Raw genomic sequence first — 26,774 nt, 5'->3', positions numbered from 1 at the left:
CCGCTCGGCGCCCGCCTGCACCAGCGGCACCGGCACGCCGGTGGACGCGCCGAGCGCGGCGGCGTGCCGGAGCATCGCGCCGGACAGGTCCAGCGCGACGGCGTGTGCGCCCTGCCCGGCCAGCCAGCGCGCACACGGCGCGGACCCGCAGCCGATCTCCAGGACGGCCCGGCCCGCTACCTCGCCGAGCAGCCGGGCGTCGGCCTCGCGCAGGCCCTCCGGGCACCAGACGAAGTCGACGTCGCCGATGTCGGTGCCGTGCTCGGCGAGGTAGTCGTCGGCGTCGGCGTCCCACCAGGCGCGGCTGGCCCGCTGCGACTCGGCGCCGTCGACGGCCCGCCGGGCGACCCCGGTGGTCCCCAGGACCTCCTCGGCGCTCACGGACGGGCCTCCCGGTGCCCGGTCGGGGGGCGTCCGGGCGGTCCCGCCGCTGCCTCGTCCACGCCCCCATCCTCGCAGCTCGCGGCACCCGACCCGCGTTGTGCTGCCTTCCGGCGCCCGCGTAGCATGGTGAAAGCACTGTGGTCAACGTCGCGGCCCACGGGTAACCGGGGGTCGGCGCACTCCTCCACGGGCTTCTCGAACCAGTTCTCGATCACGATCACAGGTGACAGCACCACGTCACGAGCCGCACACCAGCCCAGCACCACGCCGACATCCATCACCGGAGCACCCCACTACATGTCCACCGACACCACCGCCGCGCCTACCTCCACGACCCCCCAGGTCGCCATCAACGACATCGGGTCGGAGGAGGACTTCCTCGCCGCCATCGACAAGACGATCAAGTACTTCAACGATGGCGACATCGTGGAGGGCACGATCGTCAAGGTCGATCGTGACGAGGTCCTGCTCGACATCGGCTACAAGACCGAGGGCGTCATCCCCTCCCGCGAACTGTCCATCAAGCACGATGTGGACCCCGCCGAGGTCGTGTCCGTCGGTGAGTTCGTCGAGGCCCTGGTCCTCCAGAAGGAGGACAAGGAGGGTCGCCTGATCCTGTCCAAGAAGCGCGCGCAGTACGAGCGCGCCTGGGGCACGATCGAGGCCCTCAAGGAGGCCGACGAGCCGGTCGAGGGCACCGTCATCGAGGTCGTCAAGGGTGGTCTCATCCTCGACATCGGCCTGCGCGGCTTCCTCCCGGCCTCGCTGGTGGAGATGCGGCGCGTGCGCGACCTGCAGCCCTACGTCGGTCGCAAGATCGAGGCCAAGATCATCGAGCTCGACAAGAACCGCAACAACGTGGTCCTGTCGCGGCGCGCGTGGCTGGAGCAGACGCAGTCCGAGGTGCGCAGCGAGTTCCTCAACCAGCTCGCCCGCGGCCAGGTCCGCAAGGGTGTCGTGTCGAGCGTCGTCAACTTCGGTGCCTTCGTCGACCTCGGTGGCGTCGACGGCCTGGTGCACGTCTCCGAGCTGTCCTGGAAGCACATCGACCACCCCTCCGAGGTCGTCGAGGTGGGCCAGGAGGTCACCGTCGAGGTGCTCGACGTCGACCTCGACCGCGAGCGCGTCTCGCTGTCGCTCAAGGCCACGCAGGAAGACCCGTGGCGCCTCTACGCCCGCACCCACGCGATCGGCCAGATCGTGCCGGGCAAGGTCACCAAGCTCGTCCCGTTCGGCGCGTTCGTCCGCGTCGAGGAGGGCATCGAGGGCCTGGTGCACATCTCCGAGCTGGCCGAGCGCCACGTGGAGATCCCGGAGCAGGTCGTGCAGGTCGGCGACGACGCGATGGTCAAGGTCATCGACATCGACCTCGAGCGTCGTCGCATCTCGCTCTCGCTCAAGCAGGCCAACGAGGGCATGACGGCCGACACCGAGTTCGACCCCACGCGCTACGGCATGGCGGCGGAGTACGACGACCAGGGGAACTACATCTACCCCGAGGGCTTCGACGTCGACTCCGGCGACTGGCAGGAGGGCTTCGAGGCCCAGCGCGAGGCGTGGGAGAAGGAGTACGCGGAGGCCCACGTCCGCTACGAGCAGCACATCACGCAGATCAAGAAGTCGGCCGAGGCCGAGGCCGAGGCGGCTGCCGACGGTGGGGGCACGAGCTACTCGTCCGACACCGCCGACGCCGAGGCCGGCGGCGAGAGCACCGGCGGCGGCGCCCCGGCGCAGTCCGGTGGTTCGCTCGCCAGCGACGAGCAGCTCGCGGCCCTGCGCGAGAAGCTGTCCGGCGGCGCCTGACCGCACCGCACCGCACCGGGACGGCCCCGGCGACCCTCGTGGTCGCCGGGGCCGTCCCCGTTCCACGGGCCGGTCACGGTTGCGCTGCGTTCTGTCGGCGCGCCGGTGCACGGCGTCACCCGCGGGGCCCCGGAGCACTACCCTCGTGGACGTGGGTGGGGGATCGGGATCGGGCGGGGCACTGCTGCTCGTGGGGCTGTTGTGTCTGCTGGTGAGCAGCGGCTGCGCGGCGCCCGCGACCGAGACCACCGCCGTGCCGACGTTCGCGTCGGCCGCGGCGAGCGGGTCCGCCGGCCCGGACGGGACCGACCGCACCGGGGCGCTGCCCACCGACTGCGCCGACCTGATCTCCACGGCCGACCTCGGCGCCCTGCTCGGGCTCCCGCTCGACACCGTCTCCGTCCGCACCACGATCGGGATCGCCGAGCCGTCGGTGGGCCGCACCGAACGGGTCGCCTGCCGCTACAGCGGCGCGTCCCGCGGCACCCTGCTCGACCTCAACGTCGCCCGCTACGTCGACGCCGCCGCGGCGTCGAAGCAGTGGGCGACGAACACCTCCGTCGAGAGCGGCGACCGGCGCGACCTCGCGATCGGTGCCGCCCCGGCCGTCCTGTTCGACCGGGCCCGCGAGTCCGTCCTCATGGTCACCTTCGACGACGACACGCTGACCTTCGTGCTGCCCGAGGGCCCGCGCCCCGGTGACCGCCCCCGCGGCGAGGTGCTCGTCGACCTCGCGCTGCGCGTGCTGCCCGCCGTCGGCCCGCCGGGCGGCGGCGGCCCGGTGACGGCCGGCCCGACCGAGGACCCGTCGGTCGCCGCGGGCTGACCGGGCGTAGCGTGGCGATCATGCTGCGGGTGGGGCTGACCGGCGGGATCGGATCGGGCAAATCCACGGTGGCGCGCCGCCTCGTGGAGCGGGGTGCGGTGCTGGTCGACTCCGACGCGATCGCCCGCGAGGTCGTCGCCGCGGGCACCGACGGGCTGGCCGCCGTCGTCGAGGCGTTCGGCGACGGGGTGCTCACCGCCGACGGCGAGCTCGACCGTCCCGCCCTGGCGTCGCTGGTGTTCGGCGACGCCGACGCCCGGGCCCGGCTCAACGCGGTCGTGCACCCCCGCGTCCGCGAGCGGTCCGACGCGCTGATCGCGCAGGCCCCGGACGGCGCGATCGTCGTGCAGGACATCCCGTTGCTCGTCGAGGGCGCGATGGGCCCGCTGTTCCCGCTGGTGATCGTGGTGCACGCCGAGGCGGAGGAGCGTGTGCGCCGCCTCGTCGGGCAGCGCGGCATGCCCGAGGCCGACGCCCGCTCCCGGATCGCCGCCCAGGCCGACGACGACGCCCGCCGCGCCGCCGCCGACGTCTGGCTCGACAACGGTGGGGCCCCCGGTGACCTCGTCGCCGCCGTCGACGCGCTGTGGGACACCCGCCTGGTGCCGTTCGAGGCCCACCTCCGCCGGGGCGAGCCGGCCGGGCCGCGGCCGGCCGCGATCGTGCCGCCCGACCCGTCCTGGCCCGCCCAGGCCGCACGACTCGCGGCGCGGGTGTCCGCGGCCGCCGGCGGCCGGGCGGTCGCCCACGTCGGGCCGACGGCCGTGGCGGGCCTGCCGGCCGAGGACGTGATCGACCTGCTGCTCGGTGCCGACCCGGCGGCCGACGACGTCCGCGACGCGCTGGTCGCCGCCGGGTTCCCCCCGTGCCCCGGGGGCGGCCACGCCTCCGCCGACCCCGGCCGTCCCGCCCGCGTGCACGTGGTGGAGTCCGGCACCCCCGGCTGGCGGGACGCGCTGATCGTCCGGGACCGGCTGCGCGCCGACCCGTCCGCCCGCGACGAGTACCTCGCCGCCACCGGGCGTGGTGCGGACGGGGGAGTGGCCGCCACCCGCTCGTGGCTCGACGGGGCCGCGGCGGGCGCGCGGGCGTGGGCCGTATCGTCGGGCTGGTCCCCGTCGTTGGACGGGGTGGACCGGCCCGGCCGATGACGGCCCTGTGCCCCCTTCGTCACGCAGCGCAGCGGGTCGGTGCGGCGGGAGGGATGACGCGACGCGGTCGGTAACACGGTGCGACCGCTCCACGATGGGGTGAGCAGAGCGGTCACGAACGGAGCAGAGCGGGGTGTTGGGGTGAACGCGCAGGTGGAGCACCGGGTCGCGGACGACCTCGACGTCGACGACCCGGCGGTGGTCGACGGGCGGGTCAGCCTGCTCAAGGGTGACGACGCCCCCGCCCACGGCGCCCCCGCCCACGGAGACCTCCACACCGGCGGGTCCGGTACGGACGACGGATCCCCCGCGGACGGCGACGCCGTGGCGGACCGGGCCGCGGACGAGCGCGACGCAGGGGCCGACGACGACGGGTACGACCCGTCGGCCACCGTCGTCGTGCAGGACGCCCCGTCCGCCTCCCCGGCCTCGCTGCGCGTCGACTTCGGCGCGCACCTGGAGGCGAACTACCAGCGCCTGGTCGCCCAGCTCTACGCGATCACCCTCGACCCCGGCGAGGCGCACGACCTCGTCCGCGACGCGTACTCCCGCGCCTGGCGCAAGTGGGCCGAGATCGGCTCCGGGCCCGACCCCACGGGCTGGGTCCGGCGGGTCGCCGTCCGGTCGACGCACCGGGGCTGGCGCCGGTGGCTGGAACGGGTCGGGCTCGCCCGCCCGCGGGCCGTCGGCGACGGCGACCCCCGCACCGCCGCCCTGCTCGCGGCGCTGGGACGGCTGCGCATCGACGAGCGCCGATCCGTGGTCCTGTTCCACATGGTCGGCATGGCCCGCCGGGACATCGCGGTGCTGGAGCAGGTGAGCGAGGAGACCGTGCTGTACCGGCTGCGGCGCGCCCACCAGGTGGTGTCCGAGGGCCTGGCCGACGAGCTGTCGAGCGTCCTCGGCGTCGCCCCGGCCCACGACGACCCCTACACACCCCACGCGGGTTCGGAGAGGCAGTACTGATGGAAGCCCTGACCCGTGTCACCGACGAGTTCCGGCGGCTCGACGACGAGCTGTCCGCGGTCGTCACGCTCCCGTCGGTCGACGACGTCATCCGGCACGCGGGCTCGACGAGCCGGGCGAGCACCGCCGCCGCCGTCGCCGTCATCGCGGTGGGCGCGCTCGGCGGCGTCACCGCCGCGGCCCAGATCGCCAACCCGCCGGCCAGCGCCCAGTTCGCGCCCGCCGCGTCCACCGGGGGGTCGGTGCCGATCCTGCCGGAGACGGTCGCCCCCGCGCCCGAGGCGAGCCCCACCGCGGAGCCCACCACCCGGCGGGAGACGGCCCGGCGGCAGACCACGGCGCCGCGGCCGGCGCCGACCACGACCGTCGCACCGCGGACGTCGGCGTCCGTGGCGCCCACCACCACCGCCGCCCCGCCGTCAGCGGTGACGACGACGAACCCCCCGAACGACGAGGGCGGCCCGGACCCGACTCCTTCGCCGGACCCCGACCCGGACCCGCCGTCCTCGTCGCCACCGACGACGACCGCCAGCTCCATGCCGGCCACCTCGGAGGCCGAGGTCACCGACCCCGTCACCCCCGGCAGCCAGGCCGGTCTGCAGGCCGGGGTCAGCTGACCCCGGGACGGTCCCGCCAGGTCAGCTCGACCCCGAGGCCGGCGAGCCAGGCGTCGAGGTCGTGGCCGTGGGCCGCGATCCCGTCGACGGCGCGGTGGGTGCGGTGCAGCGCCGCCTCCGCCGCGGCCGGGTCGAGCACCCCGCAGGCGACCGCGCCGACGAACTCGTCGACGTCGATCACCACGGCGTCGCGGCGGCTGCGCACCACGATGTCGAGGTAGAGGTCGGTGAGCAGCCAGCGGTCGCCGTCGCGGACGATCTCGCAGACGTCGAGGTAGAAGTCCTGGTCGCGCTCGTGCCCGGGGTTCCACCACCAGTCGGTGACGGCCAGGCCCAGCCCGGGCAGCAGCCAGGTCTGGATCCAGTGCGCGGTGGGGCGGTCCACCATCGCGCGGCTCATGTAGAGGCCGAAGTCGGTGACGCGGTACTCCTGCACCGCCCGCTCGTGGCCCTTCGTGTCGATGTTGACGCCTGCCGCGACGTCGAAGGTCACGGTCTTGGGCGGGTGCACGGCCCGATGCTGTCAGAAATTGTCGGGCCGGGCTCGTACGCTGGATCCCGTGGCATTCGCAACCGAGGTCCCCGGCTCCGCCCGCGAGGCGGGGCACGAGCAGCAGGACCTGCCGCTCGCGCACTCCGAACACCGACCGGTCGGGGAGATCCCGCGCACGGGCGGGCGCTTCGAGGTCGTCAGCGAGTACGAACCGGCGGGCGACCAGCCCGCCGCCATCGCGGAGCTGGAGAAGCGCATCCGGGCCGGCGAGCAGGACGTCGTGCTCCTGGGGGCCACCGGCACCGGCAAGTCGGCCACCACGGCGTGGCTGATCGAGAAGCTGCAGCGCCCCACGCTGGTGATGGCCCCGAACAAGACGCTCGCGGCGCAGCTGGCCAACGAGCTGCGCGACATGCTGCCGAACAACGCGGTCGAGTACTTCGTCTCGTACTACGACTACTACCAGCCCGAGGCCTACATCGCGCAGACCGACACCTACATCGAGAAGGACTCGTCGATCAACGACGACGTCGAGCGGCTGCGGCACTCCGCCACCTACAACCTGCTGTCCCGGCGCGACGTCGTGGTGGTGGCGTCGGTGTCGTGCATCTACGGCCTGGGCACGCCGCAGTCCTACCTCGACCGGTCGGTGAAGCTGCGGGTGGGCGACACGGTGGAGCGCGACCAGCTGCTGCGCCTGCTGGTCGACGTGCAGTACACCCGCAACGACATGGCGTTCAACCGCGGCACCTTCCGGGTCCGCGGCGACACCGTCGAGATCATCCCGGCCTACGAGGAGCTGGCGCTGCGCATCGAGTTCTTCGGCGACGAGGTCGAGGCGCTGTACTACCTGCACCCGCTCACCGGTGACGTCGTGCGCCAGGTCGAGGAGCTGCAGATCTTCCCGGCCACCCACTACGTGGCGGGCCCGGAGCGGATGGAGCAGGCCGTCCGCGACATCGAGGCCGAGCTGGAGGAGCGGCTCGCCGAGCTGGAGGGTCAGGGCAAGCTGCTGGAGGCCCAGCGGCTGCGGATGCGCACCCAGTACGACATCGAGATGATCCGCCAGGTCGGGTTCTGCTCGGGCATCGAGAACTACTCCCGCCACATCGACGGCCGCGGCCCCGGCACGGCCCCCGCCACCCTGATCGACTACTTCCCCGACGACTTCCTGCTCGTCGTCGACGAGTCGCACGTGACGGTGCCGCAGATCGGCGGCATGTACGAGGGCGACATGTCGCGCAAGCGCAACCTCGTGGAGTTCGGGTTCCGGCTGCCCTCGGCCGTCGACAACCGGCCGTTGACCTGGGAGGAGTTCGCCGACCGCATCGGGCAGACGGTCTACCTCTCGGCCACCCCCGGCCCCTACGAGCTGTCCCGCACCGGCGGGGAGTTCGTGGAGCAGGTCATCCGGCCGACCGGCCTGGTCGACCCGCGGGTGGTGGTCAAGCCGACGAAGGGCCAGATCGACGACCTGGTGCACGAGATCCGCGAACGCGCCGAGCGCGACGAGCGGGTGCTGGTCACCACGCTCACCAAGAAGATGGCCGAGGACCTCACCGACTACCTGCTGGAGCTGGGGATCCGGGTGCGCTACCTGCACTCCGAGGTCGACACGCTGCGCCGCGTCGAGCTGCTGCGCCAGCTGCGGCTGGGGGAGTACGACGTGCTGGTCGGCATCAACCTGCTGCGCGAGGGTCTCGACCTGCCAGAGGTGTCGCTCGTCGCCATCCTCGACGCCGACAAGGAGGGTTTCCTCCGCTCGGGCACCTCGCTGATCCAGACGATCGGCCGGGCGGCGCGCAACGTGTCCGGCGAGGTGCACATGTACGCCGACAAGATCACCGACTCGATGCAGCACGCGATCGACGAGACCGACCGGCGCCGCACCAAGCAGATCGCCTACAACACCGAGAGGGGGGTCGACCCGCAGCCGCTGCGCAAGAAGATCGCCGACATCCTCGACCAGGTCTACCGGGAGGCCGAGGACACCGAGGCGGTCCCGGTCGGCGGCTCCGGGCGCAACCAGTCCCGCGGCAAGCGGGCGGCAGGGGAGCCGGGCCGCGCCAGCAGCGGCGTCGTGTCCGGGCGCGACACCACCTCGATGCCGCGTGCCGAGCTGGCCGACCTGGTGCAGTCGCTCACCGACCAGATGCTGTCCGCGGCGCGCGACCTGCAGTTCGAGCTGGCCGGGCGGCTGCGTGACGAGATCCAGGACCTGAAGAAGGAGCTGCGGGGGATGGACGCGGCCGGGATCAAGTAGGCCCCCCGCGCGCGACGAGGCGGAGCCGGGCGGCGAGCCGGAACCGGGCGGCGAGCGCGAACCGTGCGACGGGCCTCCGCGAGGTGGTGCCCGCTCCCCGGCCGGGGAGCGGGGGCCGGGGCGGGATACCGTGGCGTGTCCAGTAGGGAGGGGGAACCGGCGTGACCAGCCCGTCGGCGGCCGGCCCCGTGGTGGCCGAGCACCGCGTGCTCGCCTGGATGCGCGCCCCGCGCCGGGTGCTGCCCCTCACCGTGCCGCTGCTGGCCGTCGTGCTGGCCGGGTTGGTGGTGCACACCGGGGGCCGGCACATCGACCTCGAGGTCTACCGGTTCGGCGTGCAGGCCTGGCTGTCCGGCGGCGACATGTACGGGCCGCTGCCCGAGACGTCCGGCCGCATCGCGCTGCCCTTCATCTACCCGCCGTTCGCGGCGCTGGTGATGACGCCGCTCGCGGTGGTCCCGTGGACCGTCGCGTGGATCGGGCTGCTGGCGCTGTCGGTGCTGGGTCTGGGCGCCACCCTCTACGTCGTGGCGCGCCGGCTGTGGCCCTCCGGCGGTCGGGGCGGGGCGCTGTCGGTGTCCTCGATCGCGCTGCCGCTGGCGCTGGCCGTCACCCCCGGCACCCCGATCGACTTCGACACCCCCACCGACGGCATGCCGCTCGCGCTCGACCCGGTCCTGCAGACGATCGAGTTCGGGCAGATCAACCTGATCCTCATGGCGCTCGTCGCCCTGGACTGCCTGGTCGACCACCCCCGCTGGCCACGCGGCGCCCTGATCGGCATCGCGGCGGCCATCAAGCTCACCCCGGCCGCGTTCGTGCTGTTCTTCCTCCTGCGCCGCGACGTCCGGTCCGCCGTCACGGCCGCGGTGTCCGGGCTGGTGGCCACCGGCATCGGCGTCGCGGTGGCCCCGCGGGAGTCGGTGACGTTCTGGCTGGGCAACCCCACCGGCGGGGTCAGCGGATCGCCGTTCTTCACCAACCAGACGTTCCAGGCCGTCCTCGTCCGCGCGGGGGTCGATGGCGCCGCGCGCACCGCGGGCTGGCTGCTGCTGTCCGCGGCCCTGCTCGCGCTCGCCGTGCCGGTGATCCGCCGCGCCCCCGCCCCGACGGCGCTCGTCGCCGTCGCCGGGGTGGCGTTGCTGGCCTCGCCCACGTCGTGGTCGCACCACTGGGTCTGGGTCGCCCCCGCCCTGCTCGTCGCCGCGGCGTCGGCGTGGCGGGCCCGGTCGGTGGGCTGGGCGGTGGTCACCGTGGCCGCGGGCGCGGTGTTCGTCGTCGCCCCGCACCGGCTCGGGCTGCCCCGGGCCGGGGAGGTGGAGCTGGGCTGGAGCGCGTGGGAACAGGTCGTCGGCAGCACCTACGTCTGGTTCACGGTGCTGCTGATGATCGCCCTGTTCCTGCGGTGGCGCAGGCCCGCGTGACCCGCGACGAGCTGGTGGCGTACTGCCTCGGCAAGCCGGGGGCGGTGCCCGACACGCCATGGGAGAACGACCTGGTGGCCAAGGTCGGGGGCCGGATCTTCGCGTTCCTCGGCGGGGACCGCGTCGGGCTCAAGTGCGGCCGCGACGCCGACGAGGCGGGCGAGCTGCGGCTGCGGTTCCCCGGGTCGGTGTCGGTGTCGCCCTACATCGGGCGGCACGGCTGGAACACGATCGCCCTCGACGGCGCGATCGACGACGAGGAACTGCGCGAGCTCGTCGACGCCTCCTACGACGCGGTCGTCGCGAAGTTGCCCCGCCGGCTGCGCCCGACCTGAGCGCGGCGCGCGGGCGGATGCGTCAGGGGGCCGGGACCGGGGCGGTGGCGCGGTCCACGCGGCGGTGGAAGCGCATGCCGGCCAGGCCACCGAGGACGGCGCCGACCAGCCCGACCAGCAGCACCACCGACAGTGCGATGAGCCCGCCGATCGTGATCGCCGCCGGCTCCAGCACGCCACCGACGAGCGCGGCGAGCGGGGTCAGGTCGACCGGGGTACCGGAGACGGCCACCAGCACCGCGACCGCGATCGCCACGAGCACGGCCCACAGCCACACCGCGACGCCCTGGCGGGCGCCGTCGAAGCGGGCCATGCGGCCGGCGACGTACCCGCCGCAGAAGTAGGCCACGAACAGCACGACCGCCACCACGACGGCCGCGACGACGCCCGCGGGCGGCCCGCCGGGCACGGTCGTGAGCCCGTAGCCGTCGGTGACGGCGGCCGCGATGCCGCTCAGCAGCACCGCCGTGCCCAGCGCGGTGAGCCAGCCGAAGAACGCCGAGCCCCACTTCGTGCCGCCGAACTGCCGACGCTGCTGCGCCCGCGCGGCCCGGCGCTGCTGCCGCTCGGTGAGGGGCGTGGCCGGCTCGGCCGTGGTGTCGCGGACCGGGTCGGCGACCGGCGCGCCGGCGGTGCCGGGCCGGGCGTCCGCCGGCGCGGCGTGCACCGGTGCCGGGTGCCCCGACGCGGGGCGGGGCGAGGTGGTGTTCTCGGGGCCGGTGGTCATGGTTCTCCTCGTCGGGCCGGTGGCCCCGGGATGGCGGGCCGTGGCTCCGCGTACCCGGAAGAGACCGCCGTCACTCGCTCCCCGCCGAATTGGTCCGGACGGTCGATCGCCCCGCCGCCGGGGGGCGGCGCGACCCCCCGACGGCGCGACCGGCCGGGCGGGCGGGTCCCGGGGTCGCCGCGCGGTCCACCGGGCCGTCGCCCGGCCCGACCGGGTGCGGCACCGGTGCGCGACCGGCCGACGCCCGGATCCTGCGGCCCGTCCGCGGACCTAGCGTCGTCGGGACCGGGACGGCCTCTGCCGGGACGCCCGGTCCCGCATCGACGTGTCACCGCCGGCATCCGCGCCCGAGGAGGCGAACCCATGACCGAGTACCCGACCCCGGACCTCACCGGTTGTCCCGCCTGCGCGGCCCCGGCCGAGGTGACCGAGCGCGTCGACCTGTGGAGCACCGACGGCCCGGTGGAACACGCCCGCGTGCTGTGCGTGAACCGGCACGTCTTCACGATGGCGACCGAGCGCCTGCCGGCCCACCCGGCGCCCGTCGACGACGAGCCCGGACGCCGGACCTCGCCGTCGACGTGAGGGCCCCTCTCCCGCTGGTGGTGTCGGCTCAGCTGGTGATGTCCTTGCGCCCGAACCGCCACACGGCCAGTGCGCCGAGCACCAGCGCCCAGGTGAGCGAGGAGAACACCCCGCGGGTCATGTCGCCCCAGTCGACGGCGGTGGCGAGCAGGTCCGACCACGCCGTCGAGAAGCGCGTGGGCAGGTAGTCGCGCAGGTCCTCCAGCGCGGTGATCTGGTTGAGGATCTGGCTGACGATCGACGCCATCACCGCCCCGCCGACGGCCCCGAGCGGGGCGTCGGTGGACACCGACAGCAGCAGCGCCAGCGCCGCCACCCAGCTGAGCTGCACCGCGACGTACAGCGCGCCGAGCAGGACCCGGCCCGCGCCGTCGAGGAAGGTCAGCGACTCGCCGGTGGGGCTCACCAGGTTGCCGGTCCCGTAGGCGAGCGAGCCGACGACCAGCGCCGACAGCGGCAGCACGAGCAGGGCGGCGGTCGAGAGCGCCGCGGCCACCACCGCCTTCTGCCGCAGCAGCCGGGCCCGGGGGACCGGGGCGGCGAGCAGGTAGCGCAGGCTCGACCAGGACGCCTCCGACGCCACCGTGTCGCCGAAGAACAGCGCCACCACGACGACCAGCAGGAACGACGCGGAGGCGAACAGCGCGAACACCGCGAAGTTGGCCCCGCTGCCCTGGGCGAGGTCGACGAGGTTCAGCGAGCTCGACGGCGGGCCGTCGGGGGCCAGCGCGAACGCGATCCACAGGATCACCGGCAGTGCGGCGACCAGCCCGAACGTCACCTGCGTCCGGCGCCGCCGGAGCTGGCGGACGAGTTCGACGCGCAGCGGGAGCGTGCGCCCCGGCCGGTGGGTGCCCGCGGGCGGGCCGGCGGCGAGGGCGCCGACGGTGCCCGTCACGGTCGACCGGTCCTGCGGCGGGGTGTCACTCACCGACGGTCTCCTCTCCGACGAGCTGCAGGAACGCGTCCTCCAGGCGGCGCCGCGGCCCGGCCGACGCGACGTCGACCCCGGCCGTGACCAGCGCCCGCACCGCCGACGCGCGCGGGGTGCCGTTGAGCTCGGCGTGCACCGCCGCCCCGTCGATCTCGACCGCGCGGACGCCGTCGAGGTCGCCGAGGACCGTGGCGGCCCGCGTCGGTGCGTCGACGGTGAAGGTGGCCGCGCCGCCACCGGCGATGATGTCCTCGACCGAGCCGTCGGCGACGACCCGCCCGTGGTGCATGACGACGACGTGGTCGCACGTCTGCTCCACCTCGGCCAGCAGGTGGCTCGACACCAGCACGGTGCGCCCGCCCGCGGCGTAGCGGCGCAGGACCTCGCGCATGGCGTGGATCTGGGGCGGGTCGAGCCCGTTGGTCGGTTCGTCGAGCACGAGCATGTCGGGCAGCCCGAGCATGGCCTGCGCGATGGCCAGCCGCTGGCGCATGCCCTGGCTGTAGGTGCCGACGCGGCGCTGCACCGACGGCCCGAGACCGGCGATCTCCAGGGCCTCGTCGAGGTGGGCCTCGGTGGCGGGGCGCCCGGTGGCGGCCCAGTACAGGCGCAGGTTGTCGGCCCCGGACAGGTGGGGCAGGAAGCCGGGGCCCTCGACGAACGCCCCGATCCGGGCGAGCACCGGGGCGCCGGGGCCGACCGGCTGCCCGAACGCGGTGATCGTGCCCGCGGTCGGGCGGATGAGGCCCATCAGCATGCGCAGGACAGTGGTCTTGCCGGCCCCGTTGGGCCCGAGCAGGCCGAGCACCTGCCCGCTCCGCACCCGGAACGTGACGCCCTTGACCGCGCTGAACCCGCCGCGGTAGGTCTTCGCCAGGCCCTCGATGACGAGCGGGTCCGCGTCCGGCCGGTCGACGGCGACGGCCGCGCCGCGGCGGCGCACCAGCCACCCGGTGCCCCAGGCCGCCAGTGCGAGGCCCAGCACGACGGCGATGCCGACGGCCGGACCGGGCGGCACCGTGTTCGCGGTGACCGTGCGGCCCGGCACCTCGGGCACGGTCAGGCCGCCGTTGACGGCGACGGCCCACGCGGCCGGGTCGGTGCCGCCCGCGTAGGCCTGGTCGGTGGTGGCGACGGACACGACGAGCCGGTTGCCCGCCTCGACCGGGGCCACCACACCGGGGAGGGTGACCGTGACGGTCGCGGGGGTGCCGTCGGCGGGCACCGCCACCCGCAGTGGCGCCACCGCCGACCCGAGCAGCGTGCGCGTGCCGTCGGGGGTGACCTCGGAGGTGGCGGCGAACAGGACCGCCTCGGCCGGGGCCGGCTGGCCGGGCACGCGCGCCACCGTCAGCTCGACCCGGGGTGCGCCGGTGACCAGGAGCGGGGCGTCGAGGACCGGGGTGGCGAACCGGGCGGACTGGCCGGGCAGGGCACCGGCGACGGCGGAGAGCCGGCTGCCGAGCGAGCCGAGCGCGGCGCCGACGCCGGGCAGCGAGGTGATCGCGGCGGGGCTGCCGCCCGCCGGGGTGGCGATCACCTGGCGGTCCCCGTCGAGGGCGAGCGACCGCGTCGTCAGCGTGGACGCGCCGGTCAGGCCGGGGTAGTCGGCCGCCACCACGGTGCGGCCGGTCGTGGTGTTGCTCCCGGCGCGCAGCCCGCTCTCGACGGCGTGCGGGAAGGCGGGGTCGACGGGTTCGCCACCGGCGAGGTGGGCGTCGAACCAGGTACCGATCGCCTCGGTCACCTCGGGTCCGGCGGCGCCACCGTCGTGCCCTCCGGCGTACCAGCGCATCTGGACCGGCGTGCCGTTCGCGGCGATCTCGCGGGCGTTGGCGTCGGCCTGGTCGAGGCCGAACAGCGTGTCCTGCTCGCCCTGGACGAGCAGCGTGGGCGCGGTGATGCGGCCGGTCACGGTGCGCGGCGACGACCGTTCCAGCAGGGCCGCGGTGGCGGGGGACAGGCGCCCGGTGGTGGCGGCGTCGGTGTAGGCGGCGCAGACCTCGGCGGTGAACCGGCCGCACGTGGGATCGGGCGCCACGCCGGTGGGCGCCACGCCGGTGGGCACCGCCCCGGCGGGCGCCGCACCGGAGGACACCCCGGCGGGGGCGGGTGTGCCGAGACCCGCGGAGAAGAACACCCCGGCCCAGCCGCGCTTGAAGACCCCGTCGGCGGCGAAGGCGCCGCGGGCGGGGGTGTCCAGCGGCGGCGCGACGGTGGCGGCGGCGTTGGGGAACAGGGCCTGGCCCAGGTCGTTCCAGGTGATCACCGGGGCGATGGCGTCGACGCGCGGGTCGGTGCCGGCGAGCAGCAGCGACAGCGCGCCGCCGTAGGAGCCGCCGGTGGCGCCGACGCGCGGGTCGTCCGGTCCGTCCTGCGTGACCTCCGGCATCCCGGCGAGCCGGTCGACGAGTGCGCGGGCGTCGGCGACCTCGTGGTCGGGGGAGTTCAGCGCGATCTCCCCGGTGCTGGCCCCGAACCCGCGGGCCGACCAGGCCAGTGCGACGAAGCCGCGCGCGGCCAGCGCGCGGGCGTCCTCGTCGACGGAGGCCTTGCTCCCGCCGAACCCGTGGGCGACCAGCACCGCGGGCGCGGGCGTCACCTCGGGCAGGTACAGCGTGGTGTCGAGCTCGACGGGGGCGTCGGTGCCCGGCCCGCCGGGCACCGCGACGCGCTCCTCGACGGTCCTGCCCGGCCCGGCGGCACCGTCCGGCGGCGCCGGCGCGGCGGCGATCAGGGCGGGGGCGGTGAACAGGACGAGCGCGAGCGCGAGCACGCGCGGGGGTCGGGGCACACGACGACGTTAGGCGACCCCGCGGCGCGTCCCCCGCCGTGCCCTCAGCCGGTTCTCAGGAGGCCGGGTGGGCCACGAGCTCGGTCACGTGCTCGACGGTCGGGGGCCCGTCGAAGAACGGGCCGACGATGGCGCGCCACTTCGGGAAGGCCTCCGACTCGCGGAAGCCGACGGTGTGCGCCTCGACGGTGTCCCACTCGATGAGCAGCACGAACCGCGTGGGGGTCTCGACGCTGCGGGTGAGGCGGGCACCGCGGAAGCCGGGGGTGTCGCCGACGAGCGCGAGCCCCTCCCGGACGGCGTCGGCGAACTGCTCCTGCTTGTCGGGCAGGACGGCGAAGTCGGCGATCTCGGTGATCATGGGGTCATCGTCTCACTCGGCCGCCCTGGCGCGCTTGCGGCGCTTGCCCTCGTGCATCGCCGCGACCCGGGCGACGGGGATGGTGTGCCCCTCGGCCACCAGGTCGGCCGGGAGGGCCTGGGCGGCGGGCATGAGGTCGTGCCACGGGTCGCGGTCGCCGAGCAGGCCGAGCGCGGTGCGGATCGTGAAGTCGGCCGGGGTCACCGCGTCGAGGTCGTCCCAGGTGACGGGGAACGACACCGGCGCCCCGGGCCGCACCCGCGGGCTGTAGGCGGCGACGATCGTGGCACCGAAGGACCGGGTGGAGTCGAGGAAGACCTTCCCGTCGCGGTCCTCCTTGATGTACGCGGTGGTCGCGACGGACGGGTCGAGGCGCTCGGCCCGGGCCGCGAGCGCCCGGGTGGCGGCCGCGGCGTCGGTGACGTCGGCGGGCTCCAGCGGCACCACGACGTGGATGCCCTTGGCCCCGCTGGTCTTGACCGCACCCGCCAGCCCGGCATCGGCCAGCGCCTGCCGGACCGGTGCCGCGGCCGCGACGACGTGCGCGAACGCGTCGCCGGGTGGGGGGTCGAGGTCGAGGACGAGCTGGGTGGCGCGCCCGGCGCCGACCGGCATGAGCGTGGGGTGGTACTCCACTGCCCGCTGGTTGGCGAACCACAGCAGCGTGCGGCGGTCGTCGCACAGCGCGTAGTGCACCTCGCGCTGCGAGGACTGCGCCCACTCCGCGGTGCGGGCGATCCAGTCGGGGGCGTACTTCGGCAGGTTCTTCTGCATGAACGGCTCCTGCCCCGGCCGCACGCGCACGACCGAGAGCGGCCGCTGCGCCAGCCCGGGCAGGATGCGCCCGCTCACGGCGTCGAGGTAGTCGACGAGGTCGCGCTTGCGGGCGTCGGCCCCGTCGAACAGCGGGCCGTCGAGGCTGCTGAGCTCCACGCCCTCCCGGGTCTCCTTCGCAGGCGCCATGCCGCCACCCCACCACGTGCCCACTCCGGTGACCAGTGCCGGCGGCCGATCCGTGCGATTCGTACGTTCCGGGCCAGCGGTTGCGTCACTATTTCCGATCATTCAGCATAGGGCGGCAAGATTCTTTTCCGTCGACCGCCTACCACAATACGGCGGAGAAGGCCAGAACGTCCTGGGACGAGGGGGGAATCGCCGTGACGTCAGTACTGATCTTCATCTCCGGTGCGGTCCTGTTGATATTCAGCGCCGAGAAGTTGATCGGTTATCTGGTGGGGGCGGCGAGTGGTCTCAAGATATCCGCATTCCTGCTCGCCATCATCTTCACCGGCATCGAGTTCGACGACATCTTCCTCGGGGTCGCGCTGAATCTCGAGGACCTCGGCAACGTCGCGCTCGGCACGGTGTTCGGGACGGCGATCTCGCTGACCGGGGTCGTGCTCGCGGTCGCCGCGATCCTCACCCCGGTCCGGGTGCGGATCCCACCCGACTACATCGCCCTGCTCGCCGCGGCGCCGCTGGTGATGATCGCGTTCACGCTGACGGCCCCGCTCACCTACGTCCACGGTCTGCTGCTGGCGGGGCTGTTCACCCTGTTCGTCGCCTACGTCGCGGTGCGGGAGTCCCGGCGCGAGATCCCGGTCTTCCGCAACACCGAGGTCTACGCCGGGATGATGGAGTCCGACCGGGTGCGGGAGTTCGACGTCGAGCCGGAGAGCGGCACCGGCCGGGACTTCGCGGAGGAGATGCCGTTCGCCGAGGCGCGCCGGCTGCCGGGCTGGGCCGGGCTGACCATGGCGGTGGTGGCGCTGGCCGGGCTCATCATCGGCGCCGCCACCACCGGCATCGGGGTGGAGGGCATCCTCGAAGAGTACGGGATCGAGGGCACGCTGTTCGGCGCCACGATCGTCACCCTCGTGCTGACCATCGAGGACATCTTCCTGACCGTGGAGCCGATCCGCAGGGGCGCCCCGGAGATCGGGATCGGCAACGTCATCGGCAGCGTGGTGTTCTCGGTGACGGGCAAGCTCGGCGTCATCATCCTGGCGGGCGGCGCGATCGTCGTCGGCCCGGAGGTGCTCACCTGGCACCTGACCGCGCTCATCGTGGTCACCGGGATCGCGGCCTGGTTCCTCTACACCGGTCGGCTGCAGCGCTGGCACGGCGTGGTGCTGCTCGCGCTCTACATCGCCTACTGGGTGATCAGCTTCATCGCGTTCGGCGGGCCGCCGATCGAGGAGGACTAGCTGCCCGGCCCGGGCCGGGTCACCCGCGGTGCGGGCGCGGGACGAGCACCTCGTCCCGCCCCGCCGGGGCGTTCGCGGCCTCGACGGCGTCGGTCACGAGCGCATGGTCGGGGGAGAGGTGGCAGACCGGGTCGGTGCGGGCCGCGTCGCCGGTGAGCTGGAACGCCTGGCACCGGCAGCCGCCGAAGTCGGTCTCGCGTCGGTCGCAGGACCGGCAGGGGTCGCGCATCCAGCCGGTGCCGCGGTACGCGGTGAACAGGGGGGAGTCCTCCCAGATCGCGCGCAGGGACTGATCCCGCACGCTCGCGCGGGGCAGCGGCAGGGTCTGCGCGGCCGGGCAGGGCAGGGCGTCGCCGTTGGGCGCCACCGTCAGCTGGCGCGCGGCCCACCCGCCCATGCAGGGCTTGGGGTACTCGGCGTAGTAGTCGGGCAGCACGTGCACGATCTCCATCCGGCCGGCCAGGCGCGCGCGGGCGGCGCGCACGACCTCCTCGGCGCCCGCGAGCTGCTCGCGGCTGGGCAGCAGCGCCGCGCGGTTGCGCCAGGCCCAGCCGTAGTACTGGGTGTTGGCCAGCTCGACGCGGTCGGCGTCGAGGTCCTCCACCAGCGCGATGATCTCCGCGACCCGGTCGACGTTCTGCCGGTGCAGCACCACGTTGACGGTGAGCGGCCAGCCCAGCTCCTTCACCACCGCGGCGGCGCGGAGCTTGCGCTCGAAGGCCGGGATGCCGGCGATCCGGTCGGCGGTGGCGGGCTCGTCGGCCTGCACGCTGACCTGCACGTGGTCGAGCCCGGCGTCCCTGAGTCCCTCCGCGCGGCTGCGCGACAGGCCGATCGCGCTGGTCACCAGGTTCGTGTACATGCCCAGCCCGGCGGCGGTGCGCACCAGGTCGACGAGGTCGCGGCGCAGCAGCGGCTCGCCGCCGGAGAGGTGACACTGCAGCACCCCCAGCTCCGCGGCCTCGGTGAACACCCGCTGCCACTGCGCCGTGGTCAGCTCGTCGTCGTAGGCGGCGAGCTCGAGCGGGTTGGAGCAGTAGGAGCACGCCAGCGGGCACCGGTAGGTGAGCTCGGCGAGCAGTCCGAAGGGCTCAGGCATCGTCGATCTCCACACAGCGTCTCGTGACGAGCCGGTCCAGGAACGCCGCCACCTCGTCGTCGACGACGCGGTCGTAGCGGGCCTGCAGCTCCGTGGCCACCTCGGACACGGTGCGCCGGCCGTCGCAGAGCCCGAGGATGTCCGCGCCGGTCGGGTTGAGCACGATCACCGACTCCGGGCCCAGGAGCACGTGCCGTTCCCGGGTCGCGTCGAAGCGCATCCGCACGTGGCGGGTCAGCCTCGGCCTGCCGTCACCCGGCATGGGGCCGGTCCCCGTACGCCTGGTCGATCGCGTCCATCATCGACCACAGGACGTCGCACTTGAAGGACAGCGCGGCGACCGCGGCGTCCTGGTCCTGCGGTGTCCGGCAGTGCTCGGTGACCACCTCCAGGGCGTGCTCGGAGTCGCGGGGCGCCTGCTCCAGGCGGGCCCGGAAGTAGGCCAGCCCGTCGGGGTCGATCCAGGTGTAGTACTTCTCGAACGCCGCCAGCCGCTCCGCCATCAGGTCCGGCGCGAACAGCTCGGTGAGCGACGACGCGACCGCCTCCACCCACGGCCGCGTCCGGGCGAAGGTGACGTAGGCGTCGACGGCGAACCGGACGCCGGGCGCGAGGTGGTGGTGGTCGGCGATCTCGGCGCGGGTCATGCCGCAGGCCTCGCCCAGGCGGAACCAGGCCTCGATGCCGCCCTCGCCGGGCGCGGCGCCGTCGTGGTCGGTGATGCGGCGGATCCAGCGTCTGCGCACCGCGGGGTCCGGGCAGTTGGCGAGGATCGCCGCGTCCTTGCGCGGGATCATCTCCTGGTAGTAGTAGCGGTTGGCCACCCAGCCGCGGATCTGGTCCGGGGTCAACGTGCCCTCGTTCATCCGCAGGTGGAACGGGTGCGCGCTGTGGTAGCTGCGTGCGTGCGCGCGCAGCCGCTCCACCAGGTCCGCGGTCATCGGATCTCCATCTCCAGGCCGTCGTGGGCCACGGCCATCCCGCTCTCCTCGACCGCCCGCCGTTCCGGCGAGTCCTCGAGCAGCATCGGGTTGGTGTTGTTGACGTGGACGTAGATGCGCCGGGGGATCGGCAGCCGGGCCAGCCGCTCCAGGCTGCCCCCGGGGCCGCCGACGGCGAGATGGCCCATGTCGCGGGCGGTCTTCCGGGCCAGGCCGAGGCGGATCAGCTCGTCGTCGCTCCAGCAGGTGCCGTCGACGAGCAGACAGGTGCTGCCCTCGAGCTCGTCGAGCACGGCCGGGGTCAGCTCCTGCACGCCCGGCAGGTACACCGCCACCGCACCGGTGGCGTCGTCGGTGATCCGGTAGCCCACGACGCGGCCCTCGTCGGTCCCGGTGCCGAACCGGTCGTGCTTGGCGGTGGGCACGTCGAAGGCGCGGTAGGAGATGCCCCCCAGCGACGCCTCCTGCCCGGGTACGACGGGCGTCCACTCGACGGGGCAGTAGCGCTCCAGCGTCGTCAGCACCCCGGTGCCCGAGCTCAGGGTCGCGTGGGTCGCGGCGGTGGCGTGCAACCGGATGCCGCGGGCCTCGCGGAGCAGGAGCAGCCCCAGGGTGTGGTCGAGCTCGGCGTCGGTGAGCAGCACCGCCTGCAGCGGGGTGGCCCGACCGGTGCCCGGGTGCAGCCCGGGGAACGCCTCGATCTGGGCGCGGACGTCGGGGGAGGCGTTGAACAGGAACCACCGCTCACGGTCCGGGCTCACCGCGATCGAGGACTGCGTGCGGGCCCGGGCCGGCCGGGTGCCCTCGCGGACCGCCCGGCAGGTGGGGCAGTCGCAGTTCCACTGCGGATACCCGCCGCCTGCCGCCGAGCCGAGCACCCGCACCCACATGTCGTCTCCCCGTTCTCGTGCCGGGAGGGGCGCCGGATCCCCGGCGCCCCTCCCGTGGTCGTTCAGTCCTCCGAGCGCGCGATGTACATCGTCACCTCGGGGGCGCACCCGATCTCCTCGAAGTCGGGCGTCTCCCAGTCGGTGCGGAGTTCCACTTGCTCACCTCCCCTGCGGTCGTTCCCGTCTCTCGCGTGGTGGTCAGTCCTGGGGCAGGGCGAAGACGAACAGCGCGTCGCCCGCCGCGGCCCCGAGCAGACCCGGGAGGAACCCCTCGATCCACCCGCCCCAGCCGGTCGGCACCGCGATGTACTGCCGGCCGTCGACGCTGTAGACGGTGGGGCTGCTGTGGTGCCCGCTGCCGCACTGGAACTCCCACAGCTTCTCGCCGGTCGCCGCGTCGAGCGCGACGAACTGCCCCGTCGGGGTGCCCTGGAACACCAGCCCGCCCGCCGTGGTGATGTTCGAGGCGCACATGGGGTACTCGTTGCGCCAGCGCCACTTCTCCTCGCCGGTGAGCGGGTCGACGGCGCTGACGAACCCGTAGAAGTCCTCCAGGTCCACCGCGACGCCCGCGCCCCAGTACGGGATCGACTCCTTGAACTCGCGGCGCCGCCGCGTGGCCGTGGCCCCGACCTCCTGCACCGGGATGTAGATCAGCCCGGTCGTGGGGTTGTAGGACATGTGCGTCCATTCCTTGCCCCCGGCGGGTCCCGGCCAGAAGTGCACCGGCACGCCCTCCTCGTCCGGGTACACCTTCGGCGTGACCTTGCCCTCGGGGCTGATCTCGCCCCAGGTGATCCGGTCGACGAAGGGGAACACCCGGACCAGCTCGCCGTTGGTGCGGTCCAGGACGAAGAAGTAGCCGTTCTTGTCCGCGTGCGCCATCAGCTTGCGCCCGTCGGGGGCGTCGAACAGCAGGTTCTCCATCGTGGAGTCGTAGTCCCACAGGTCGTGCGGGGTGAACTGGTAGTGCCACCGGATCTCGCCGGTGTTGACGTCCACCGCGACGACGCTGTCGGTGAACAGGTTGTCACCGGGGCGCACGCCGCCGTCGAAGTCCGGCGCCGGGTTGCCGGTGCCCTGGTAGAGCAGCTCCAGCTCCGGGTCGTAGGTCGGGGTGACCCAGCAGTTCGCGCCGCCGCGCTGCCAGGCCTCGCCGTCGTCGGGCCAGGTCTCCGAGCCGGGCTCGCCGGGCTTGGGGACCATGTAGCGGCGCCAGCGGCGCTCGCCGGTCTCCGCGTCGAACGCGTCGAGGCACCCGCGGCTGCCGAACTCGCCGCCGGAGCTGCCGACGATGACCATGTCCTTGACAAGCAGCGGCGCGACGGTGCGGCTCTCCCCGGCCCGCACGTCGCCCGCGGTGATGTCCCAGACCTTCTGGCCGGTCGTCGCGTCGAGGGCGACGACGTGGGCGTTGAGGGTGGCCATGTAGACCTTGCCGTGCCCCACGGCCACCCCGCGGTTGACGTTGCCGCAGCACAGCGAGACGTCGTAGGGGGAGGCGTGCTTGTAGCGCCAGAGCTCCTCGCCGGTCTTCGCGTCCAGGGCCCAGCACTTGCCGTCCGGGCCGGAGACGTACATGACCCCCTCGACGACGATCGGGGAGGCCTCGAACGAGTAGGTCGAGGCGCCGGACTGCATGCCCGTGGCGCCGGCCTGGAACACCCACGCGGGGGTCAGGCGGTGGACGTTGTCCTTGGTGATCTGGTCGAGGCTGCTGTAGCGCTGACCGTCGTAGGTCCCGTAGTAGGTGAGCCAGTTCTGCGGCTCCGTGGCGGCCGCCCTGATGCGCTCGTAGTCCACGTTCCCGGTGGCGGGCGCGCTTCCCTTGACGGCGCTGAGCTGGGTCATGGGCACAGCGGCGCCGGCGTCGACGTAATCGGTCATGATCTGCTCCTTCTACGGGCGCGGCTGCGGGGGGCGGTCGAGCTTGGCGTGGTCGGGGACTTCCCCGCCGATGACGATGGCGCCGGTCAGGCCGCGACCCTCGTCGTTACCGGTCGTGGACCCGTAGTAGTAGGTGCCCGGGCCGTCCAGGTTGATCGACGCGGTGCCCTTCGCGTGGTTCACCAGCCAGATGATCTTGGGGTCGCCGTTGTTGGGCAGCACCGCACAGTGCGTGTTCTTGTCGTCGTTGATCAGCGTGAGCTCGAGGTCCCCGCCGTGCGGGAGGATGAGGGTGCCCGGCTCCCAGCAGAGCTCGTCCTCCGGGATCCGCACCGTGGCGGTCATCGTCCCGTCGGGCCGTTCCTCCGCGTAGCCGATGCTGCCGGTCCCGAGTACCCGGCCCAGTGCGGTCTTGTTCTGCCCGTCCAGGCCTGCCTCGGCCAATTGGGCCGAACGATCGTCTGCAGTTGTCGTCATCAACCGTCCCTCCTCGTCGCGATGTGGGTCCGCTCCTCGATGTCGGTGGTCGACGATGCGTCACTGCGCGGTGGGAGGCCGTCGGGAAACCGACGTGGATCGGATACACGAATCAGCCACGTGTTCCTCCGGGATCTGCGCCGTCGAGCGAATGCGCGGCCCGGATCATGGCGCCGCCACACGTCGTTCGACCATCTGTGGATGGTGTCGACCACTGGGCGGCAGGACACACCCGACGGTGTGTGCTGAGCCACAGGGGACCTTACGTAGCGGGTCCGGCGCGGGCAAGTGCAGGCACGCCCGGAGCGTCCGACGACCATTCCGTCGACGATTGTCGGGGCCGCGGGTCGGACCTATAGTGCGATGGGGCGACGCCGTCGACGGGGACTCGGCGTCCTGCCGGGGGAGGCCGATCTGACGTGCCGAGATTCGGATCGCCCGAAGCGCTCGCGTGGCTGGGCACGCAGGGCGCCTACGCCGACAGCGTCGAGCTGAAGGTGCCGCTGGTGCCGCCGCCCGGACCCGCCGCGGAGGCGCTGACGGGCCGGCCCGCACCCAACTGGAGCGTGCGGCACAGCTACCTGCTCGACACCGCGGCCCTGGACCTGCTCCGGTCCGGCGTGGAGATCCGGCTGCGCCGCCGGGCGCGCGGCCGGTACGACCTCTCCGTCACCGCGCGCCGCAGCGGCGTCGGGCGTGAGCGCGCGGTCCCGCGCGGCGTGCGGGTCGAGTTCGACGTCGTGCCCGGGGCGGTGTGGCAGGACCACGAGGTCCGCCGGGAGATCGGCGCCGCCGACGCCGCCGACGTGCTCGCGGGCGCGGTCCCGTCGCGGGAGCTGCTGTCGCCCACGCAGCGGTGGTGGGCGTGCGGCGGCGGCCACGACGCGGTGGACGAGGCCCGGCTGGAGGAGCTGACGGTGCACGGGCCGCTGGTGGTGCACCGCATCAAGGTCGCCGCGCGGCCGGGCCTGCGCCGGGCCGACCTCGAGCACTTCCGGTACCCGAGCGGCGGGGAGCTGATGGAGCTGTCCACCCACTGCTGGCCGCAGGAGGTGTCGGCCACGGCCACGGCCTTCGAGCGGCTGCTCGACGAGCGCGCCGTCGCCGTCGCCGAGGGACACCGCACCAGGTCGGCGATGTGGCAGGACGAGATCGCGCGCGCCCGGGTCCGGTCGGGCCCGGCCGCCCGGACCCACCGCGGGCACCGGCCGGCCCGGCGCGGCCCGGCGCCCCGCCGGTGAGCGCTACCAGAACTTGATGCCGGCCGTCGTCAGCCGGCGCCGGTGCTGCCGCATGGCGGTCTCGAGCGCCTCGGGCGTGATGAGGTCGCCCCACACGCGGGCGGCCGTCCGGCCCAGCTCGAGCATCGCCTCGGTCTGGTCCGGGCCGATCGCCGCGGTCTGCACGATCCGCGAGCCGAACCCGATGTGCCAGCGCTCGTCGCGCAGCACCAGCTCCATGCCCCGCCGGACCCCCGGCAGCGGCACCGACACGGCCTCCAGCGCGTCGAGCATCGCGTGCTGCCCCGCCACGAGCACCACACCCTCGATCACCATGTGGTAGAGGCCGACCGCGGCGGTCAGGCCCGCGGGGTCCTCGGCCAGACGCCGTGCGGTGGCCGGCAGGCGCACCTCGAACAGGTCGACCAGCTCGGGGCCCGCGCAGGTGCGCAGGGCATCGCGGCGCTCGGTCGGCGTCTCCCCCGCCACCCCGACGACCTCGGACGCGACGCGGTCGAAGAAGCGGGCGTGCCGCGCCTCGTCCCGGGACTGGGCGCGGAAGGTCTCCTTCATCGACGGGTCGGTCGCGGCCGCCCGGTAGGAGTTCAGGCTCCCGGCCACGGACGTCTCGGCGACCACGAACCCGGCGATCAGCCCGTGCAGCCGGGCGCTCTCCGCGTCCTCCAGCAGGGGCCACGCCGCCCGGTCGGCCGAGAAGTCGATGGCCTTCTCGTCCCACTGCAGCGACGCGGCGAGCTGAACGAAATGGCCGTATCCGGTGATCATGACAACGCCCCCTCGGTTCCCCCGGGTAACCCATCCGGTTCCGGCGCGCCCGCTCCGGTGGGTGCCCGCCCGCCGCGAGGTCGCCGTCGTGTGCTCCGTCGTGATCGTCGACGACGTGCCCCACCAGTTGTACGCGGGCCGGGATGAGCCCGCAGCTCGGACGGTCAGGGCGAGGACGGGCCACGGGGAGCGCGCGGCCGCCCGTCCAGCAGCCGGTCGAGCAGCCGGGTCTCGGCGGGCCAGGCCGCGACCAGGTCCTCGCGGGGGATCGACCGGGCGGCGTAGCGCAGCAGCAGCACCACGGCGACGACGTCGTCGAGCGGCCCGATGACCGGCAGGAACTCCGGCAGCAGGTCGATCGGGGAGACCACCCAGATCACCGCCACCAGCAGCGCGAGCTTGGCCCGTCGCGGGACCGCCGGTGAGCGTCGCAGCCGCCGCGCCGTCGTGACGCAGGCCGGGAGGAACTCGGCGATGTCCCGGAGCAGGCCCGGCGGCAGCCTGCGGGCCAGCAGGACCATGACGGTGCACAGCAGGATCCAGGCCGCGGCGGCGATCGCCAGCCCGGTCAGCCAGGCGGTCCAGTCGATGTCCACCCGGTCATGGTCCCGCGGACGGCGCGGCCGGGCGAGTGGGGCGGGCGGTCACAGGTGGTGCAGCGTGACCGCGGTGAGGGTGCCGTCCGTCGCGTCGGCCGTCATGTAGGTGTGGGTCGGGCGGCGCCTGCGGTCGGTGGGGGAGCCCGGGTTGAGCAGCCGCAGCCCGCTCGCCGTGGTGGAGTCCCAGGGGATGTGGCTGTGCCCGAACACCAGGACGTCGACGTCGGGGAAGGCCAGGGAGCAGCGCCGCTCCCGGCCCTTCGACGAACCGGTCTCGTGCACCACCGCGACGCGCACGCCGTCGAGGTCGGCCCGGGCCACCTCGGGCAGCCGGGCGCGCAGGGCCTCGCCGTCGTTGTTGCCGTACACGCCGACGAGCCGGGCCGCGCGCGCCTCCAGCGCGTCGAGCGCGGCCTCGGACACCCAGTCGCCCGCGTGGATCACCACGTCGGCCGCGTCGACGGCCGCCCACACCGGCCCGGGCAGGTCACGGGCCCGGGCCGGGAGGTGGGTGTCGCTCAGGACCAGCAGCTTCAGGACACGCCCAGCAGGTCGACGACGAAGATCAGCGTCTCGCCGCCCTTGATGACGCCACCGGCGCCGTGGTCGCCGTAGCCCAGGTGCGGCGGGATGACCAGGCGCCGTCGCCCGCCCACCTTCATGCCCACGACGCCCTGGTCCCAGCCCCCGATGACGCGCCCGCCGCCGAGCAGGAAGCGGAAGGTGGAGCCGCGGTTCCAGGAGGCGTCGAACTCCTCGCCGGTGCTGTGGGCGACCCCGACGTAGTGCACCTCGACGGTCTGCCCGGCGCGCGCCTCGGCGCCGTCGCCGGTGTGCAGGTCGGTGACCAGCAGATCGGTGGGGGCGGGGCCGTCGTGCGGGTCGACCTCGGGCTTCTGCGCGCCTGCGGGCTGGGCCACGGTGATCCTCTCGGGCGGTGGTCGTGTGGACGGTCAGCCTGCCAGAGCCCCGGCGCGGGGGTGCACGGGGCGGTGCCCGCTAGGG

General features: G+C 74.0%; 29 protein-coding genes. 11 read left to right on the top strand and 18 right to left on the bottom strand.

The annotated features are described in order from the left end of the window. Nucleotides 1-381 (bottom strand): class I SAM-dependent methyltransferase (locus PHY01_RS02690; protein ID WP_246085650.1); only part of this gene is annotated, 381 nt, incomplete at its 3' end. A gap of 300 nt (nucleotides 382-681) precedes the next feature. Here PHY01_RS02690 and rpsA point away from each other — a divergent pair. The 5 genes from rpsA (at nucleotide 682) to PHY01_RS02665 (ending at nucleotide 5,747) form a co-directional block, all read left to right on the top strand. Further along, nucleotides 682-2,187: a 30S ribosomal protein S1 gene (gene rpsA / locus PHY01_RS02685; RefSeq protein ID WP_141276665.1), complete on the top strand. Its 1,506-nt coding sequence runs from the start codon at nucleotides 682-684 to the stop codon at nucleotides 2,185-2,187. Nucleotides 2,188-2,338: 151 nt separating this feature from the next. Next, nucleotides 2,339-3,013 carry a hypothetical protein gene (locus tag PHY01_RS02680; protein WP_141276663.1) on the top strand — a complete coding sequence of 225 codons (675 nt, stop codon included), beginning with the start codon at nucleotides 2,339-2,341 and terminating at the stop codon, nucleotides 3,011-3,013. A 20-nt stretch (nucleotides 3,014-3,033) separates the two neighbouring features. After that, complete coding sequence (coaE, locus tag PHY01_RS02675; protein ID WP_141276662.1) at nucleotides 3,034-4,164, top strand: dephospho-CoA kinase; 1,131 nt, start codon at nucleotides 3,034-3,036, stop codon at nucleotides 4,162-4,164. A gap of 141 nt (nucleotides 4,165-4,305) precedes the next feature. Further along, nucleotides 4,306-5,130, top strand: a complete 825-nt coding sequence (locus tag PHY01_RS02670) for an RNA polymerase sigma factor (RefSeq protein ID WP_141276660.1) — start codon at nucleotides 4,306-4,308, stop codon at nucleotides 5,128-5,130. Further along, complete coding sequence (locus PHY01_RS02665) at nucleotides 5,130-5,747, top strand: hypothetical protein (RefSeq protein WP_141276658.1); 618 nt, start codon at nucleotides 5,130-5,132, stop codon at nucleotides 5,745-5,747. The genes PHY01_RS02670 and PHY01_RS02665 overlap by 1 nt, the downstream gene beginning before the upstream one ends. Here PHY01_RS02665 and PHY01_RS02660 read toward each other — a convergent pair. Next, entirely contained in the window at nucleotides 5,740-6,258 is a 519-nt protein-coding gene (locus PHY01_RS02660) for a ribonuclease FAU-1 family protein (RefSeq protein WP_141276656.1), read from the bottom strand. The two genes, PHY01_RS02665 and PHY01_RS02660, sit on opposite strands and share 8 nt — an antisense overlap. Nucleotides 6,259-6,307: 49 nt before the next feature. On the opposite strand from PHY01_RS02660, the gene uvrB reads away from it, so the two are divergent. The 3 genes from uvrB to PHY01_RS02645 all read left to right on the top strand — a co-directional run bounded on the left by uvrB (nucleotide 6,308) and on the right by PHY01_RS02645 (nucleotide 10,262). Then, the gene (gene uvrB / locus PHY01_RS02655; RefSeq protein WP_370467380.1) at nucleotides 6,308-8,503 is read left to right on the top strand and encodes an excinuclease ABC subunit UvrB; all 2,196 of its coding nucleotides are present in this window, start codon (nucleotides 6,308-6,310) and stop codon (nucleotides 8,501-8,503) included. 161 nt (nucleotides 8,504-8,664) lie between these two features. Next, nucleotides 8,665-9,927, top strand: a complete 1,263-nt coding sequence (locus tag PHY01_RS02650) for a glycosyltransferase 87 family protein (protein ID WP_246085649.1) — start codon at nucleotides 8,665-8,667, stop codon at nucleotides 9,925-9,927. Next, a complete protein-coding gene (locus PHY01_RS02645) occupies nucleotides 9,924-10,262 on the top strand; it encodes an MmcQ/YjbR family DNA-binding protein (RefSeq protein WP_141276654.1) in 339 nt (112 codons plus the stop codon). Before PHY01_RS02650 ends, PHY01_RS02645 begins: the two co-directional genes overlap by 4 nt. A 22-nt stretch (nucleotides 10,263-10,284) precedes the next feature. Here the strand turns inward: PHY01_RS02645 and PHY01_RS02640 are convergent, their stop codons facing one another. After that, nucleotides 10,285-10,989, bottom strand: a complete 705-nt coding sequence (locus PHY01_RS02640) for a hypothetical protein (RefSeq protein ID WP_218029979.1) — start codon at nucleotides 10,987-10,989, stop codon at nucleotides 10,285-10,287. Nucleotides 10,990-11,352: 363 nt separating this feature from the next. Between PHY01_RS02640 and PHY01_RS02635 the strand changes: the two genes are divergently transcribed. Next, complete coding sequence (locus PHY01_RS02635) at nucleotides 11,353-11,574, top strand: hypothetical protein (RefSeq protein WP_141276652.1); 222 nt, start codon at nucleotides 11,353-11,355, stop codon at nucleotides 11,572-11,574. A 28-nt stretch (nucleotides 11,575-11,602) separates the two neighbouring features. Here the strand turns inward: PHY01_RS02635 and PHY01_RS02630 are convergent, their stop codons facing one another. From PHY01_RS02630 to PHY01_RS02615, 4 genes are read right to left on the bottom strand one after another with little or no spacing between them, the layout of a single operon-like run. Further along, nucleotides 11,603-12,472 (bottom strand): ABC transporter permease, encoded by an 870-nt coding sequence (locus tag PHY01_RS02630; RefSeq protein ID WP_246085651.1) that lies wholly within the window; start codon nucleotides 12,470-12,472, stop codon nucleotides 11,603-11,605. A 25-nt stretch (nucleotides 12,473-12,497) separates the two neighbouring features. Next, nucleotides 12,498-15,302, bottom strand: a complete 2,805-nt coding sequence (locus PHY01_RS02625) for an alpha/beta fold hydrolase (protein ID WP_170183609.1) — start codon at nucleotides 15,300-15,302, stop codon at nucleotides 12,498-12,500. A gap of 55 nt (nucleotides 15,303-15,357) precedes the next feature. Then, nucleotides 15,358-15,663, bottom strand: coding sequence for an antibiotic biosynthesis monooxygenase family protein (locus PHY01_RS02620; RefSeq protein WP_141276648.1), 306 nt, complete (start codon nucleotides 15,661-15,663; stop codon nucleotides 15,358-15,360). 12 nt (nucleotides 15,664-15,675) lie between these two features. Further along, nucleotides 15,676-16,626, bottom strand: a complete 951-nt coding sequence (locus PHY01_RS02615) for a DNA polymerase domain-containing protein (RefSeq protein ID WP_141276646.1) — start codon at nucleotides 16,624-16,626, stop codon at nucleotides 15,676-15,678. A gap of 194 nt (nucleotides 16,627-16,820) precedes the next feature. Between PHY01_RS02615 and PHY01_RS02610 the strand changes: the two genes are divergently transcribed. Continuing rightward, nucleotides 16,821-17,870, top strand: coding sequence for a sodium:calcium antiporter (locus PHY01_RS02610; RefSeq protein WP_141276644.1), 1,050 nt, complete (start codon nucleotides 16,821-16,823; stop codon nucleotides 17,868-17,870). 19 nt (nucleotides 17,871-17,889) lie between these two features. On the opposite strand, the gene pqqE is transcribed toward PHY01_RS02610, so the two are convergent. The 7 genes from pqqE to PHY01_RS02575 form a co-directional block, all read right to left on the bottom strand. After that, the gene (gene pqqE / locus PHY01_RS02605) at nucleotides 17,890-18,969 is read right to left on the bottom strand and encodes a pyrroloquinoline quinone biosynthesis protein PqqE (RefSeq protein WP_141276642.1); all 1,080 of its coding nucleotides are present in this window, start codon (nucleotides 18,967-18,969) and stop codon (nucleotides 17,890-17,892) included. Continuing rightward, a complete protein-coding gene (gene pqqD, locus PHY01_RS02600) occupies nucleotides 18,962-19,189 on the bottom strand; it encodes a pyrroloquinoline quinone biosynthesis peptide chaperone PqqD (RefSeq protein WP_246085648.1) in 228 nt (75 codons plus the stop codon). Before pqqD ends, pqqE begins: the two co-directional genes overlap by 8 nt. A gap of 31 nt (nucleotides 19,190-19,220) precedes the next feature. Then, nucleotides 19,221-19,910, bottom strand: coding sequence for a pyrroloquinoline-quinone synthase PqqC (gene pqqC, locus PHY01_RS02595; protein ID WP_141276638.1), 690 nt, complete (start codon nucleotides 19,908-19,910; stop codon nucleotides 19,221-19,223). Continuing rightward, nucleotides 19,907-20,800 (bottom strand): pyrroloquinoline quinone biosynthesis protein PqqB, encoded by an 894-nt coding sequence (gene pqqB, locus PHY01_RS02590; protein WP_141276637.1) that lies wholly within the window; start codon nucleotides 20,798-20,800, stop codon nucleotides 19,907-19,909. Before pqqB ends, pqqC begins: the two co-directional genes overlap by 4 nt. Nucleotides 20,801-20,862: 62 nt before the next feature. Beyond that, nucleotides 20,863-20,955, bottom strand: a complete 93-nt coding sequence (gene pqqA / locus PHY01_RS02585; protein ID WP_141276635.1) for a pyrroloquinoline quinone precursor peptide PqqA — start codon at nucleotides 20,953-20,955, stop codon at nucleotides 20,863-20,865. Between the two features lie 43 nt (nucleotides 20,956-20,998). Then, complete coding sequence (locus PHY01_RS02580; RefSeq protein ID WP_141276633.1) at nucleotides 20,999-22,687, bottom strand: PQQ-dependent dehydrogenase, methanol/ethanol family; 1,689 nt, start codon at nucleotides 22,685-22,687, stop codon at nucleotides 20,999-21,001. A 12-nt stretch (nucleotides 22,688-22,699) separates the two neighbouring features. Further along, entirely contained in the window at nucleotides 22,700-23,164 is a 465-nt protein-coding gene (locus PHY01_RS02575; protein WP_141276631.1) for an MSMEG_3727 family PQQ-associated protein, read from the bottom strand. A gap of 419 nt (nucleotides 23,165-23,583) precedes the next feature. Here PHY01_RS02575 and PHY01_RS02570 point away from each other — a divergent pair, with 419 nt between their 5' ends. Then, nucleotides 23,584-24,405, top strand: a complete 822-nt coding sequence (locus tag PHY01_RS02570; RefSeq protein WP_141276629.1) for a hypothetical protein — start codon at nucleotides 23,584-23,586, stop codon at nucleotides 24,403-24,405. Between the two features lie 3 nt (nucleotides 24,406-24,408). Here the strand turns inward: PHY01_RS02570 and PHY01_RS02565 are convergent, their stop codons facing one another. The 4 genes from PHY01_RS02565 to PHY01_RS02550 form a co-directional block, all read right to left on the bottom strand. Beyond that, nucleotides 24,409-25,170 carry a ribonucleotide-diphosphate reductase subunit beta gene (locus PHY01_RS02565; RefSeq protein WP_141276627.1) on the bottom strand — a complete coding sequence of 254 codons (762 nt, stop codon included), beginning with the start codon at nucleotides 25,168-25,170 and terminating at the stop codon, nucleotides 24,409-24,411. 164 nt (nucleotides 25,171-25,334) lie between these two features. After that, nucleotides 25,335-25,766 (bottom strand): YkvA family protein, encoded by a 432-nt coding sequence (locus tag PHY01_RS02560; RefSeq protein WP_246085647.1) that lies wholly within the window; start codon nucleotides 25,764-25,766, stop codon nucleotides 25,335-25,337. A 48-nt stretch (nucleotides 25,767-25,814) separates the two neighbouring features. After that, a complete protein-coding gene (locus PHY01_RS02555; RefSeq protein WP_141276625.1) occupies nucleotides 25,815-26,306 on the bottom strand; it encodes a metallophosphoesterase family protein in 492 nt (163 codons plus the stop codon). Next, a complete protein-coding gene (locus PHY01_RS02550) occupies nucleotides 26,303-26,689 on the bottom strand; it encodes an FKBP-type peptidyl-prolyl cis-trans isomerase (protein ID WP_141276624.1) in 387 nt (128 codons plus the stop codon). Before PHY01_RS02550 ends, PHY01_RS02555 begins: the two co-directional genes overlap by 4 nt. Between the last annotated feature and the right edge of the window lie 85 nt (nucleotides 26,690-26,774).

This window comes from Pseudonocardia hydrocarbonoxydans, from assembly GCF_006539565.1.
GTDB lineage: Bacteria > Actinomycetota > Actinomycetes > Mycobacteriales > Pseudonocardiaceae > Pseudonocardia > Pseudonocardia hydrocarbonoxydans.
Note: the sequence above shows the minus strand (reverse complement) of the source record. Positions and strands in the feature narration are given on the sequence as shown.